The sequence below is a fragment of the Flavobacterium panacagri genome (assembly GCF_030378165.1).
In the GTDB taxonomy this organism is placed as follows: Bacteria; Bacteroidota; Bacteroidia; order Flavobacteriales; family Flavobacteriaceae; genus Flavobacterium; species Flavobacterium panacagri.
Map to the genome: position 1 here is coordinate 1,701,196 of NZ_CP119766.1, position 15,286 is coordinate 1,716,481.

Here is a 15,286-nt window from a genome sequence, read left to right on the forward strand (position 1 = left end):
TTACTGAATACTAGATTACTTTCGCTTCGTTGTGTAATAAATTGATTAACTCATCTAAATTATCTGCAGATACTAATTTCACTGCTGATTTTGGGGCTGGTTTTTCAAATTTCACCGCTTTAGTATTTACAGGAGCATCAACTGGCTCCAGAATAGTTAAAGCTTTAGTTCTTGCTGTCATGATTCCTCTCATGTTTGGAATACGAAGATCTTTTTCTTCAACAAGACCTTTTTGAGCGCCAATGATTAAAGGAAGAGTAGTGCTTACAGTTTCTTTTCCGCCGTCAATTTCACGAACTGCTTTAACATTGTTGCCATCAACTGTCAAAGAAGTACAAGAGTTTAAGAAATTAGAACCTAAAATACCAGCAATCATTCCAGGAACCATTCCTCCGTTGTAATCTAAAGATTCTTTTCCTGCGATAACTAAATCGTAGCCTCCGTTTTTAATTACTTCTGCTAATTGTTTCGCAACAAAAAAACCATCGGTTGGATTTGCGTTTACACGAATTGCTTCGTTTGCTCCAATAGCTAGAGCTTTACGCAATGTTGGTTCAGTATCAGGGCCTCCAACGTTTACTACGGTTACATTTGCGCCTTGCTGTTCTTGGAACCAGATAGCACGTGTAAGACCAAATTCGTCGTTAGGATTAATTACATATTGTACGCCGGCTGTATCAAATTCTGAATCGCCGTTAGTAAAGTTGATTTTAGAAGTAGTATCAGGCACATGGCTAATGCAAACTAGTATTTTCATAAGTATATATTTTGAATTTATAATATGCTTTTACAAATTTAGAATTTAATTTGGAATAATTATACTATGCATGCATAATATTTTTTAAAACTATTACGATTTCGCAGATTATGCGGTTTTGAATGATTTTCATCGGAATCTAAAAATAAAAAAGCACTCATTTTGTCTGATTGTTAGGAATTTTGTAATATTTGAAGCACTGAAGAAGATTTAAATTTTGTATAAAAAATACTATTTTTTGATTTTTTGCGTTTTGATGATTGAATTTCGAAGAAACAAGAATTAAACAAATCAATAAAAGTTTGTCTAAAAAATATTTTGGATGAAATAAGTGTTGATTATACGTTATTATATCGATTTCGTAAATATCACAATAAGTATAAAAAAGTTAAAACGGAAAGATGTGCAGCAGTTCGTGCGATTTTAAATTCAATTTATGCTTTTAAGTTATTTAAAATATTTATTTTTGCTCTTCAGAAAATTCAACATACAATATAAAATATGAGAACAATACAATTTAGAGAGGCCATTTGTGAAGCGATGAGCGAAGAAATGCGTCGCGATGAATCCATATATTTAATGGGAGAAGAGGTTGCAGAATACAATGGAGCTTACAAAGCTTCAAAAGGAATGCTTGCTGAGTTTGGTGAAAAAAGAGTAATTGATACTCCAATTGCTGAGCTTGGTTTTTCAGGAATTGCAGTAGGTTCTGCAATGAACGGAAACCGCCCAATTGTAGAATATATGACATTCAACTTCTGTTTAGTTGGTATTGATCAAATTATAAATAACGCTGCTAAAATGCGTCAAATGACAGGAGGACAATTTAATGTGCCTATCGTTTTCCGCGGACCAACAGCTTCTGCAGGTCAATTAGGAGCAACTCACTCTCAAGCTTTAGAAAACTGGTTTGCTAACACTCCAGGTCTTAAAGTTGTGGTTCCTTCAACTCCTTACGATGCAAAAGGACTTTTAAAATCAGCTATCCGCGATAACGATCCAGTTATTTTCATGGAATCTGAGCAGATGTACGGAGACAAAGGTGAAGTGCCAGACGGAGAATACACAATTCCACTTGGTGTTGCTGATGTTAAACGTGAAGGTACTGATGTAACTATCGTTTCATTCGGAAAAATCATCAAAGAAGCTTTTATCGCTGCTGATGAATTAGCTAAAGAAGGAATCTCTTGTGAGATTATCGATTTAAGAACTGTTCGTCCAATGGATAAAGAGGCAATCTTAAAATCGGTTAAAAAAACAAACCGTTTAGTAATTCTTGAAGAAGCTTGGCCAGTTGCCAGCCTTTCTTCTGAAATCTCTTATATCGTTCAAGAACAGGCATTCGACTTCCTTGATGCGCCTATTCAACGTATTACAACTGCAGATACTCCTGCACCGTACTCTCCAGTATTATTAAAAGACTGGTTGCCAAATGCTGGTGATGTAGTAAAAGCAGTTAAAAAAGTATTATACAAATAATACATATTTAAAATACTCACAAAACTTCATCATTCATAGTTAATTGATGAAGTTTTTTTTTGCCCAGACAATGAAAAGAATAATTTTACTCAGCCTATTTTTTGTATTCGCGTTTGCGGCTATTGTTACTGCACAAACAAAAGTGAGTGGAATTGTTTTGGACAAATCTAATCAGCCGATACCTTTTGCAAATGTTGTTTTTAAAGGTTCTAATACTGGAATCGTTTCTAACGAAGACGGTCGTTTTTATTTAGAATCACCTAACACCTATACAGCATTAATAGTTACTTCTGCTGGATTTTCAGATAAAGAAGTGCCACTGGAAAAAGCTGTTAATTATAACTTTAAAATTGTTTTAGGCGAAGCTGAAGCGTTAAATGAGGTTGTAATTTATACGGGAAAAACTTCTAAAAAGAATAATCCCGCGTTGGATATTTTGAGGAAAATTTGGGAAAGAAAACGTAAAAACGGACTTTACCAATTTAATCAATATCAAATGCAGAAGTATGAAAAAGTCGAGTTTGACATGAATACCATTGATAGTGCTTTCATGAAAAACAAGCTTTTTAAGGGAATGGAGTTTGTCTTTAATCATGTTGATACTTCGGATGTTACCGGGAAAACGTATCTGCCGATTTTTATCAACGAATCAGTTTATGATGTTTATGGAGATAATAAAATAAAGAAAGTAAAAGAAAATCTTACGGGAAATAAAATGTCTGGTTTCAATGGAAATCAGCAGATTTTAGCTTTCGTAAAGGATCTTTATTCAGATTATAATATTTACGATAATCACCTTAAATTTTTTGATAAAAGCTTTACCAGCCCGCTTTCAAGAACGGGAATTGATGTTTACAATTACGTATTAAAAGACAGTGCTTATATTGATAAAAAATGGTGTTTTAATATTGTTTTTTATCCGAGGCGTAAAAACGAATTGACTTTTAAAGGAGATTTCTGGGTAAACGATACCACTTTTGCCATCAAAAAAATTAATATGGGTGTTACCAAAAGTGCCAATATTAACTGGGTAAAAGATATTTATATCGAGCAGGAATTTGAGGTAGAAAATGATTCCATTTTCCTTTTGACCCGCGATTATATGATGTCTGATTTTGCTTTGAATAAAAAAGAAAAATCAAAAGGAGTTTACGGAAAACGAACGACTTTATATCGTAATCATAAATTCAACATTCAAAAACCAGAAAAATTTTATAAAGAAGAAGTCAATTTCATAGACAATGCGGTCTATGAACGACCGCCGGAATTTTGGGAAGAAAATCGTTTTGAAAAATTAAATAAAGACGAAGCGGGTATTTATAAAATGCTCGATACACTGCAGACCGTCAAGCGATTTAAACAGCTCTACAATCTCGTCTCCATTTTAGGAAGCGGTTACGTCGAATTTAAGAACTTCGATTACGGTCCTATTTATTCGACTTTTGGTTATAATGAAGTCGAAGGCTTACGATTGAGAGTAGGAGGAAGAACCTATTTTGGACCAAACGACCCTTGGCGTTTACAGGCTTATACCGCTTACGGATTTGATGATAATAAATTCAAATACGGTGTTTCTGGAAAATGGATGGTAGACAAGAAAAACCGTGTTATTATTTCTGGAGGAAACAGGCGCGATATTGAACAGATTGGAGCGAGTTTAACCACTACAAATGATATTTTAGGCCGAAGTTTTGCTTCTTCTGCTTTGTTTACAACAGGAAGTAACGGAAAGCTGACCAATATTAATTTGAGCAACGTTTCTGTCGAAATGGAGGCTAAAAAGAATTTTATTGTTTCGGCAGGATTCTCCTATCGAACATTAGAATCGGCTTCAAAAACGTTTAGTTTAGATTATTATACTACTTTGCCAACGGCCACAAATCCGATGGGAGTGGTTAAAAGTGATGTAAAACAATCAGAAGCGAATATTCAATTTGAATATATGCCAAACCGTAAAACAATCGGTTATGGTGTGGAAAGAGATTTAGTTGACAGTCCTTTTAGTCATTTCTTTGTAAACTTTAGTTATGGTCTTAAAGGAGTTTTGGATAGTGATTTTGCTTACGAAAAAATTCAGGTTTTCTACAAACAGCCAATTATAATTGGACCTTTAGGAAGATCTAATATTATTATAGAAACAGGAAAAACATTCGGAACAATTCCGTTAGGATTAATGAGTGTAATTCCAGGGAACCAGACTTATTTTACAATCGAAAATACGTTTAGTAACCTTAATTTCTACGAATTCGTAACAGATCAGTACACGACTTTACAATGGAATCATGATTTTGGCGGAAGATTGTTTGCCAGAGTTCCATTTATGAGAAAATTAAATTGGAGAGAATTTGTAGGAGTTAGAGCGGTACATGGAACAATTTCTGACGCTAACCGCGCTATCAATGCTTCAGGATTACCTTATAATGCTCCAGAAAATATTTATTGGGAATATCACGCTGGTATTGGGAATATTTTCAAAGTCTTTAGAATTGATTTCTCTTGGAGAGGAAATTATTTAGACATGCCAGACGCCCACAAATTTGCTGTAAAAGGATCTTTTGGATTCTATTTCTAGTCAGATTAATAAAATATAATGAAACAAATGAACAAGAATTTCTTTGTAAAAACTCACGGATTAGGAAATGAATATATAGTGCTGGACAGCCAAAATATTACATTTGAACTAACTCAAAAAGCGATAACTAGAATCTGTAACGTAAATTTTGGAATAGGTTCTGACGGTATTCTTTTATTAGTTGATTCTGATCGTGCTGATATCGGTTTACAGATATTCAATCCAGATGGTTCTGAAGCTGAGAAAAGCGGAAACGGATTGCGTATATTCTGTAAATATGTTTTTGATTATGGAATAATGACGAAAAATGAATTTACTGTTGAAACAAAAGGTGGAATCGTAAAAGCGACTATTGAAGAAACGGTAAACAACAAAGCAAAAATTATAACTGTCGATATGGGGCGGGCGATTTTTAAATCAGATTTAATCCCTACAAAGTTTGAAACTCCAGAAGTAGATAACGTTACAATTGAAGCAAATGGTAAATCTTTTAATGTAAATTGTGTTTCAGTTGGAAATCCGCATTGTGTTATTCTGAAAGAGGATTTGAGTATTGATGAAATTAAACAATTTGGTCCATTTTTAGAAAACCACGAAATGTTTCCAAACCGAATTAATGTGCAGTTTGCAAAAGTCATTAACCGAAATGAAGTAGAAGTATTGATTTGGGAAAGAGGAGCAGGATTTACTCTTGCATCTGGAAGTTCATCTTGTGCAGTGGCAAGTGTGATGAAAAAGAAAGGTTTAGTCGATGAAAATATCACAATTAAAATGCAGGGAGGAACATTAAAAATTAAAATTGATCCTGATTTTAATATTAGAATGACAGGAGAAGTTAGAGAAATTTGCTCCGGTATTTTAAGCGAAGAATTGATAGAAGACGCTAATTTGTAAAATCTTTTATTAACTCTCTGTTAGATAACTTAGAAAGTACATTAATTTATGAATAAACTTCATCGATTAATGTACTTTTTTCATTGTAAAAAGGGATTGTTTAGTTATTTTTGCAACCGAAATTATAGAAACAATAAAAAACGAAAATGACCGCAGACAAATTAACGACTTTCGATGTGTTAATCGAAATACCAAGAGGAAGCAGAAATAAATACGAGTACGATTTTGAAATTAAAAGAATGCGTTTCGACAGAATGTTATTCTCTTCAATGATGTACCCAGCTGATTACGGATTTATTCCGGAAACTTTAGCATTAGATGGAGATCCTCTTGACGTATTAGTTTTGGTAAACGAACCAACTTTTCCTGGATGTGTTATGGAAGTGAAACCAATCGGAGTTTTCCACATGGCAGACGATAAAGGACCAGACGAGAAAATTATTTGTGTACCAGTTTCAGATCCAATTTGGAATTCATTAACGGACTTATCAGATATTAATCCACACTTAGTAAAAGAAATCGAACACTTCTTCCAGGTTTACAAAGATCTTGAAAACAAAAAAGTTGATGTTGAAGGATGGGGAGACGTAAAAGAAGCATTCGACATTATTGCTGAATGCACTAAGCGTTTTAACGATATTGAAAATAAACCAGAGGGATTATTTAGTATTAAATAATTTAAGTACTCATAATATATAAAAAAAGCAATACTGCCGTCAGGAGTATTGCTTTTTTGTTTAAATTCGTTTTAGTTAGATTGTTGACTATTAACCAAAACCATTACTATATTATGAATGCATTTATGATTTACCTGCCAATTGTTATGGCAGTTTTAGGATTACTTTTCATGGGAATAAAAAGGAGTTGGGTTTTAAAACAAGACGCCGGAGACGGTAAGATGAAAGAGATTTCAGATTACATCTACGAAGGAGCCTTAGCCTTCCTCAAAGCAGAATATAAGCTGTTAACCATATTTGTAATAATCGCCAGTTTAGCTTTGGCAGGAATTACTTTTATCCCAGGAGTTAAAACACATTTATTAATCGTAATTGCCTTTATTTTTGGTGCATTATTTTCTGCTTATGCCGGAAATATTGGAATGAAAATAGCAACTAAAACAAACGTTAGAACTACTCAGGCAGCACGTACTAGCCTGCCTCAGGCTTTAAAAGTGTCTTTTGGCGGAGGAACCGTAATGGGATTAGGTGTTGCAGGTTTAGCCGTTTTGGGACTGACAACTTTTTTTATAATCTTTTTTAATTTATTTTCTGGTGGAGTTTGGAAAGATACCGATACTATGACGGTTGTATTGGAAACTTTAGCAGGATTTTCATTAGGAGCTGAATCAATAGCCTTGTTTGCACGTGTTGGAGGAGGAATCTACACAAAAGCCGCCGATGTAGGTGCCGATTTAGTAGGAAAAGTCGAAGCGGGAATTCCAGAAGATGATCCGCGTAATCCGGCAACAATTGCAGATAACGTTGGAGATAACGTAGGCGATGTTGCTGGTATGGGAGCCGATTTATTCGGATCTTATGTGGCAACAGTTTTAGCAGCGATGGTTCTTGGAAATTATGTAATAAAAGATATGGGCGGAAGTATTAATGATGCTTTCGGCGGCATTGGGCCAATTTTACTTCCAATGGCAATTGCTGGTTTTGGAATTATATTTTCAATTATCGGGACACTTTTAGTAAAAATTTCAGATGATAATGCTAGAGAAGCTCAAGTACAGAAAGCATTAAATGTAGGAAACTGGGTTTCTATTGTTTTGACTGCTGTGGCTTGTTTCTTCTTAGTGCAATATATGCTGCCAGAAACCATGCAGATGAGTTTCTTTGGAGAAGGATCTAAAGCGATTTCATCCATGCGTGTTTTTTATGCAACTTTGGTCGGATTAGTGGTTGGAGGAGCTATTTCTTCCGTAACAGAATATTATACAGGATTAGGTACAAAACCAGTATTAGCAATTGTTCAAAAATCATCTACGGGAGCAGGAACAAACGTGATTGCAGGTTTGGCGACAGGAATGATCTCGACTTTTCCAACGGTATTGTTATTTGCTGTTGCCATTTGGATTTCTTACGCTTTAGCAGGATTTTATGGAGTGGCATTGGCGGCTTCAGCGATGATGGCTACAACGGCAATGCAGTTAGCAATTGATGCTTTTGGGCCAATTTCTGATAACGCAGGAGGAATTGCGGAAATGAGCGAATTACCAAAAGAAGTTCGAACTAGAACCGATATTTTAGATTCTGTTGGAAACACAACGGCAGCAACAGGAAAAGGATTTGCTATCGCTTCTGCAGCCTTAACTTCATTAGCTTTATTTGCAGCTTATGTAACGTTTACAGGAATTGATGGAATCAATATTTTTAAAGCGCCAGTTTTAGCGATGCTATTTGTCGGAGGAATGATTCCTGTAGTTTTCTCTGCTTTAGCCATGAATTCTGTTGGAAAAGCAGCTATGGATATGGTGTACGAAGTTCGCCGCCAGTTCAAAGAAATTGCTGGAATTATGGAAGGAACTGGAAAACCAGAATATGGAAAATGTGTTGAAATTTCTACAAAAGCGGCTTTACGCGAAATGATGCTTCCAGGAATTTTAACTATCGGATTTCCAATTTTAATTGTACTTATTGGGAAATTAGTTTATTCAGATAACAATCAGTTGATTGCTGAAATGCTAGGAGGATATATGGCTGGAGTTACCGTTTCGGGTGTTCTTTGGGCCGTTTTCCAAAACAACGCTGGGGGAGCTTGGGATAATGCTAAAAAATCTTTTGAAGCAGGGGTTCTGATTAATGGAGAAATGACATACAAAGGTTCAGATGCGCACAAAGCGGCGGTAACTGGAGATACAGTTGGAGATCCGTTTAAAGATACTTCAGGGCCATCAATGAATATCTTAATCAAATTAACTTGTTTGATTGGATTGGTAATTGCTCCAATTTTAGGAGAAGGGCATGCTCCGTCAAATATTGCTTCTAAAGCTTCTTGCTGTGCAAAAACAGAAATGCATGCAGATGGATTTTCTAAATGTGGCGATATGTCCGGAATGACAAAAGAAGAGTGTATCAAAATGTGTAAGGAAAAAGGCTGTACACCTGAAGAAACCGCTAAATGTTTGGCACATTTTGATAAAAATAGAAAACCGTACAAAAAAACGGACTGTTTTGATACTAGCAAATATGAGAAAAAATCAGTTAGTGTTGAGGTTAAAAACATAAACGGAAAAACAACTGGAACCGTTACTAAAACAGAAAATGGTAAAACAACAACTGAAGTTTTTGAAGGAACAGAAGAAGAAGTTTTGGCAAAAGTCGAAGCAGCGAAATAGTTATAAAATATGGGACAAAAACCCGACAGGTTTCAAAAACCTGTCGGGTTTAATCTGTCTACGATTCAATAAAAAAGCCTCTAAAAATTAATTTAGAGGCTTTTTTATTGATTTAAAGTATATTCTTTAATTAAGGTTGAAGCTGGAATATGGAGTTTTTCATTTAGAACTCTAATTTGCTTTATTGTTAAAGCTCTTTTTCGATTAAATAGTTCTGACACTCTCGAGCGACTATTTAAAATAACTCCTAAATCACAATCAGTTAATCCGTTTTGTTCCATCATAAACTTGATAGCTTCAATCGGATCAGGTTCGGGAATAGGATAATGAATCTCTTCATATTTTTCTATTAATGTAACTAGAATATCGAGCTCATCTCCTTCAGGTGTATCAGGTTTTGCATCAAAAAGAGAATTAGCTCTTTCCAATGCTACATTATAATCTTGCTCTGTTTTTATTGGCTTTATATTCATCTTACATGTTTTTTATGTCTATTAAATTATCGTATTCCTTATGTGTACCTATAAAAAGAATATATATAATTTGAGTTTCGTAATTAATCTTTACAATTAATCGATAATGATTGCCACAAATATTAAAAACTACTTTATTGTTGCCTACAAAATCGGCTGTGCCAAAAAGTGATTTTACATCATTTGAATTAGCAAAATTACTTTTATCAAATACTTGATACCAAGCTAATAATTGTTGTTTTGAATTTGGGAATCGTTCCCAAAAATGTTGCAACGTTCTTTTTGCTATTATTCTCATACTTTAATTATGCAAATATAATCATTTTTTCCCAAAACGGGAAAATTGCCTTTTTTATTGGTTATAAAAGTAAGAAAATATTTAAATAAAAAACCTCTAAAAATTAATTTAGAGGCTTTTATATTTTGTGTAAATGTGTGGAATTAGTGTTTAAAACAAACCGTTCAATTCAGCATCAATTCTATTAATGATATCTCCTAAATCTTCAGGATTATCAACGAAATTGATATTATCAACATCAATAATTAATAATCTTCCTTTAGTATAAGTCTGAATCCAAGCCTCGTATCTTTCGTTCAAACGGCTCAAATAATCAATAGAAATTGAGTTTTCGTATTCACGTCCGCGTTTGTGAATCTGCCCAACCAAATTAGGAATAGAACTTCTTAAATAAATCAATAAATCGGGTGCTTTTACCAACGATTCCATTAGCTCAAATAATGATGTATAATTTTCAAAATCGCGATTTGTCATTAATCCCATTGCATACAAATTGGGAGCAAAAATGTGAGCATCTTCGTAAATCGTTCTGTCCTGAATGATTTTTTTTCCGCTCTCGCGGATTTGCTGCACTTGACGGAAACGGCTGTTTAAGAAATAGATCTGAAGATTAAATGACCAGCGCTCCATTTGATGGTAAAAATCATCTAGATACGGATTATCAACAACATCTTCATAATGAGGTTCCCATTTAAAATGTTTGGCTAATAACTTGGTCAGAGTGGTTTTTCCTGCGCCTATGTTTCCTGCTATTGCTATGTGCATTACGGTGTTACGATTTTATAATTGGAAATATCTGTAGCTGTAAAAATAGATAAAATTTGGTCTTTGTAATAAAAATTGTCAAAGGTTTTTTCTAAAATTTTAATCTCAGAAATTACATCTGAATTTGATTTATTAAACCCTTTAAAGTGCAATATATTGTCTTTACTGAAAATATATTGTGAAGAACTTATCAGTTCAATTTTATCAAAATCAGGAATTTTTCCATTTGAAGTGATTTTTCCGAAAATATCACATGAAAACCAGTTGTTATTTTTATCAATCCAGTTAAATGTATTGAAATCGGTTTGGTAAGACTTAATAGTTTCTGTCAGTGGAATCGAAACAGTTTTGTATTCATTTTTTAAATAATCAAAAAGACCAATCTGTTGATTTAAAGTGTTGTAGATCCATAACTGGTTTTGCGTTGACATTCCAATCGCATCAGCTACAATTGGTGTTGCGCTCTGAGAAAAATTAATCTCTGTCATTTTATTTAATTGATTATCTAATAAAATAACACTATTGAAATCTTCATAAAACAACACTATTTTTAACGGATTTTGCAGATCAACTTTTGTTATTTTTCCTAGAGAAACATTTTTATATTCAAAAAGTTCAATTCCTTTGGTTTTGCTAAAAACATTATTCTTTATCTGATAAGAATAACCAAACGAGTCATAGCCTAAAAACTCATCGGAATTGTTTTTATACTGGGATAGTAATGTTGGAGTAATGTTTGAATCCTGTGCAAGCAGTGCATTCGAAGTGCATAAAACAAATAAATAGAATAAAAAATGTTGCACTGTTTTTGGCATAAGAAATTGATTTACAAGAATACCAAATTACAAAAAACTAGCGTTAGAAATTCATTTTTAGTCTTTAAACCTTTTATAAGTCTAATAGTCTAAAAAATAGGCGATTCTATCTATGTACAGAACGTATTAATATATTTAATTTTTTGAATCTTAAAATAAATAATACATTTGAATGTAAGTTTTTTCGAACTTACTCACTTTTAAAGTAAATAAAATGAGAAAGATATTTTTTTATATGACATTGATGCTTGCAGGTACTCAAATTCAAGCTCAAAAAGATTTTCAGGGAATGGCTGTTTATGAGTCAAAAACGCAGGCGCCTAAATTTGAAATGCGTGGCAATAGAGATATTACACCAGAAATGCAGAAGAGCATGGAAGAACGTATGAAAAAAATGCTTGAAAAAACATTCATTTTAAATTTCGATAAATCGGCATCTATTTATAAAGAAGAAGAAAAATTGGAAGCTCCAGGACAGCAGCAAGGCGGTTTTCGTGTCATGTTTGGTTCGCTTACCGGAGGAGGCGGAACTTTTTATAAAGACGTAAAATTAAAATCGTATACAGTTGACAAGGAATTTATGGGCAAGGAATTTCTTGTGGTAGATTCTCTTCCAAAACTAGACTGGAAATTGGAGCAGGAAACCAAACAAATTGGCGGTTACAATTGTTACAAGGCAACTGCAGTAAAACAAGCCAGTAAGACCGATTTCAGAAACTTCAGACCTAAGAATAATGATGATAAAAAGGATGAGGCTAAAAAGACTTCTGGAGATACAAAAACCAATTTTGCAGACAATTTTGAGATTCCAAAAGAAATTGTGGTAACAGCTTGGTATACACCAGAAATTCCAGTTAATCAAGGTCCTGAGAATTATTGGGGACTTCCTGGTTTAATCTTAGAGATAAACGATGGAACAACGACTATTTTATGTTCTAAAGTGGTTTTGAATGCAAAAGATAAAGTGGAAATCAAACCTTCTAAAAAAGGAAAAGTAATTTCTCAGAAAGAATATGATGAAACGGTAATTAAAAAAATGGAGGAATTTAGAGAAATGAACCGAGGTCGTGCAGGTGGACCACCTCCAATGGGAAGATAAATTTATAAAATTCCAATCCCGAAGCTTCGAGATAAACGCCAAATTCCAATGTTCTGATAATGAATAAAACACTTTTTATTTTCGCCTTACTTTTTACTTCTATATGCTTTTCTCAAAGTGTTCGTTTTGACGGTTTGATTCAGGATGAACAGAAAAATCCGTTAGAAATGGCCAATATTATGGCGATTAATAATGGTACAAAAGCAATGGATTCTTATGGAATTACCAATGATAAAGGAAAATTTCAGCTGACTTTAAAACCAAATACTTCTTATACCATTAAAGTAAGTTATTTGGGTATGAAATCTAAAGATATTGCAGTAGCAACTAAAACCGAAAACATGACTCAAAATGTGGTTTTGGATGGTACAGGAATTGAATTAGAAGGTGTTGAAATCGTTCGCGAAATGCCTGTTTCAATAAAAGGAGATACAATTGTTTACAACGCAGATTCATTCAAATCTGGAACAGAGAAAAAACTCGAAGATGTGCTTAAAAAACTTCCAGGAGTTGAAGTTAATGCTGATGGAGAGATTGAAGTGGAAGGAAAAAAAGTCAGTAAATTAATGGTGGAAGGCAAGGACTTTTTTGACGGAGATACCAAATTAGGCGTTAAAAATATTCCAGCAGATGCTATTGATAAAGTTCAGGTTTTAAGAAATTATAATGAAGTAAGCCAATTAAAAGGTCTAGAAAACGATCAGGATAATGTGGCAATGAATATTAAACTGAAAGAAGGTAAAAAGAACTTTTGGTTTGGAGACGTGACCGCCGGAACTGGAGTTGCTGAGCTAGACAGTCGTTATATTATTAATCCAAAATTGTTTTATTACAGTCCAAAATACAGCATCAATTTAATTACGAATTTTAATAATATTGGCGAACTGCCTTTAACGGCTCAAGATTATTTTAAATTCACTGGCGGATTCAAAAATCTAATGAAAAAAGGAGGAAGCAATTTTAATGTTTCTTCTAATGATTTAGGAATTTCACTTTTGAGAAATAACAGAGCGAAAGAAATTGAAACCAAATTTGGTGCAACAAACTTTGCTTATTCCGTTAATAAAGCTTGGAATTTAAGTGGTTTTGGAATTCTTTCAACTTCAAAAACTCAATTAGAAACCAAATCTCAGACCACGATTTTAGATTCTGGAGATCAGCAGAAACGTGACGAAAATACAAGTCAAAAGAATAATTTAGGTCTTTTTAAATTAAGTTCAACCTATAAACCAAGTGATAAATTTCAGTTTGATTATGACATCTTAACGAAATTGACCAAACAAGAAGAATATTCAGATTTGTTTAGAGAGCAGATTGTTCAGAATGTTGCTACTTCAGAAGATATTTTTACAACTAAAAAACAAGATCCGACCTCTTTTAATCAGAATTTGAATTTGTATTATACGCAAAGTGCTAAAAATATTTTTGCTTTTGAAATGCAGCATTTGTATCAGGACGAAAATCCATTTTATAATGCTAATTTACAGACGCTTCCTTTTGCCTTGTCAGGATATGATGCTACGCAGTCTAGAAACGATTACAATCAGAATCGTTTTGTAAAAACGAATAAACTGGATGCTAAACTGGATTACTATTATATGGTAACACCAAAAAGCAACTTAAATATTACAGTAGGAAATACGTATTCTTATCAAAACTTCAACTCTCACATTTTTCAAATGCTGGATAATGGAGACAGAAATGATTTGAATAATTCAGAGAATAATAATGACGTAGATTACCAATTTAATGATGCTTTTGTAGGTTTTCATTATAAAATTCTAACAGGAAAATTTACTTTAACGCCTGGTGTAAGTCTGCACACATATCAAATGACAAACGGACAGGAAGGAACAGATTATTCTCAAAGTTTTACCAAAGTTTTACCTGATTTCTTTGCTTTATATCAAATCAAAAAATCGGAGACATTGACCTATAATTTCTCCTTGACCAATGATTTTACTGATATTAATCAATTGGCAACAGGTTATGTTTTGTCTGATTACAGCAGTTTATTTCATGGAAATCGCTATTTAGAAAATGCCACTTCGCAAGTGCATTCGCTTCGTTATTTCAAATATAATATGTTCAATTTTGAGAATATTTTCGCGAATGCAACCTACACCAGAAAAGTAGATGCTATTAAAACACAAGCTGATTTTGACGGAATTAATCAGTCTTCAGTTCCTTATAATTCTAATTTGGCTGATGAAACTTTTTCGGGAATGGGAGCTTACGGACGTTCGTTTTTGAAAAACTACAAGGCCTCTATAAATGCAAGTTTAAATTGGTCAAAATTCAACAATATTCAAAATGAGGAGTTAAGAACGACCGAAAGTTTTGTACAGAGTTATACGATTAGAGCTTCGACAAATTACAAAAAGCTTCCAAATATCGAATTTGGATACAATCTTTTGATTAATAAATACAGTGGTTCTACTTTTTATACGGATAAACCATTTGCCAAATTAGATTACTATTTCTTGGATAGTTTTTCTTTTGTTTCGGAGTATGAATTCTATCATTATTATAATGGAGATAAATCTGTTGATAATGAATATGATTTCTTAAGTGCGAGTTTAATTTATCAGAAGAAAAACAGTAAATGGGAATACAAAATATCAGCAACAAACTTGCTAAACACAAGATATTTGAACGACGATAATTTTACGCAGTTCTCGACAAGGGTTTCGCAATATACCGTTCAGCCTCGTTACATTATCTTTTCGATGAAATACAATTTATAAGAAGATTTGGCTGAATTTTAGAGAGTAAGACATTTAATTTAAATAAG

12 protein-coding genes are annotated in these 15,286 nt (G+C 33.4%); 7 read left to right on the forward strand and 5 right to left on the reverse strand.

Features of this window, described 5'->3' with window-relative positions:
• Positions 1 to 10: 10 nt before the first annotated feature.
• A complete protein-coding gene (locus P2W65_RS07740) occupies positions 11 to 757 on the reverse strand; it encodes an electron transfer flavoprotein subunit beta/FixA family protein (RefSeq protein WP_091493876.1) in 747 nt (248 codons plus the stop codon).
• 501 nt (positions 758 to 1,258) lie between these two features.
• On the opposite strand from P2W65_RS07740, the gene P2W65_RS07745 reads away from it, so the two are divergent.
• The 5 genes from P2W65_RS07745 (at position 1,259) to P2W65_RS07765 (ending at position 9,042) form a co-directional block, all read left to right on the forward strand.
• On the forward strand, positions 1,259 to 2,236 hold the full coding sequence (locus tag P2W65_RS07745; protein WP_179002522.1) for a pyruvate dehydrogenase complex E1 component subunit beta: 978 nt from the start codon (positions 1,259 to 1,261) through the stop codon (positions 2,234 to 2,236).
• Between the two features lie 70 nt (positions 2,237 to 2,306).
• The gene (locus P2W65_RS07750) at positions 2,307 to 4,808 is read left to right on the forward strand and encodes a DUF5686 and carboxypeptidase-like regulatory domain-containing protein (RefSeq protein ID WP_289664689.1); all 2,502 of its coding nucleotides are present in this window, start codon (positions 2,307 to 2,309) and stop codon (positions 4,806 to 4,808) included.
• Between the two features lie 27 nt (positions 4,809 to 4,835).
• Entirely contained in the window at positions 4,836 to 5,702 is an 867-nt protein-coding gene (dapF, locus tag P2W65_RS07755; RefSeq protein ID WP_289664690.1) for a diaminopimelate epimerase, read from the forward strand.
• 146 nt (positions 5,703 to 5,848) lie between these two features.
• Positions 5,849 to 6,379 (forward strand): inorganic diphosphatase, encoded by a 531-nt coding sequence (locus P2W65_RS07760; RefSeq protein ID WP_091493871.1) that lies wholly within the window; start codon positions 5,849 to 5,851, stop codon positions 6,377 to 6,379.
• A 113-nt stretch (positions 6,380 to 6,492) separates the two neighbouring features.
• Positions 6,493 to 9,042, forward strand: a complete 2,550-nt coding sequence (locus tag P2W65_RS07765) for a sodium-translocating pyrophosphatase (protein ID WP_289664691.1) — start codon at positions 6,493 to 6,495, stop codon at positions 9,040 to 9,042.
• A gap of 104 nt (positions 9,043 to 9,146) precedes the next feature.
• Here the strand turns inward: P2W65_RS07765 and P2W65_RS07770 are convergent, their stop codons facing one another.
• The 4 genes from P2W65_RS07770 to P2W65_RS07785 all read right to left on the reverse strand — a co-directional run bounded on the left by P2W65_RS07770 (position 9,147) and on the right by P2W65_RS07785 (position 11,393).
• Positions 9,147 to 9,515 carry a helix-turn-helix domain-containing protein gene (locus tag P2W65_RS07770; RefSeq protein ID WP_289664692.1) on the reverse strand — a complete coding sequence of 123 codons (369 nt, stop codon included), beginning with the start codon at positions 9,513 to 9,515 and terminating at the stop codon, positions 9,147 to 9,149.
• 1 nt (position 9,516) lies between these two features.
• Positions 9,517 to 9,813 carry a type II toxin-antitoxin system HigB family toxin gene (locus P2W65_RS07775; RefSeq protein WP_289664693.1) on the reverse strand — a complete coding sequence of 99 codons (297 nt, stop codon included), beginning with the start codon at positions 9,811 to 9,813 and terminating at the stop codon, positions 9,517 to 9,519.
• A gap of 150 nt (positions 9,814 to 9,963) precedes the next feature.
• Positions 9,964 to 10,578, reverse strand: coding sequence for a deoxynucleoside kinase (locus P2W65_RS07780; RefSeq protein WP_289664695.1), 615 nt, complete (start codon positions 10,576 to 10,578; stop codon positions 9,964 to 9,966).
• Positions 10,578 to 11,393 carry a hypothetical protein gene (locus tag P2W65_RS07785; RefSeq protein ID WP_289664696.1) on the reverse strand — a complete coding sequence of 272 codons (816 nt, stop codon included), beginning with the start codon at positions 11,391 to 11,393 and terminating at the stop codon, positions 10,578 to 10,580. Before P2W65_RS07785 ends, P2W65_RS07780 begins: the two co-directional genes overlap by 1 nt.
• 214 nt (positions 11,394 to 11,607) lie before the next feature.
• On the opposite strand from P2W65_RS07785, the gene P2W65_RS07790 reads away from it, so the two are divergent.
• Positions 11,608 to 12,492 carry a GLPGLI family protein gene (locus tag P2W65_RS07790; RefSeq protein WP_289664698.1) on the forward strand — a complete coding sequence of 295 codons (885 nt, stop codon included), beginning with the start codon at positions 11,608 to 11,610 and terminating at the stop codon, positions 12,490 to 12,492.
• A gap of 59 nt (positions 12,493 to 12,551) precedes the next feature.
• The gene (locus P2W65_RS07795; RefSeq protein ID WP_289664699.1) at positions 12,552 to 15,239 is read left to right on the forward strand and encodes a carboxypeptidase-like regulatory domain-containing protein; all 2,688 of its coding nucleotides are present in this window, start codon (positions 12,552 to 12,554) and stop codon (positions 15,237 to 15,239) included.
• Positions 15,240 to 15,286: the final 47 nt, after the last annotated feature.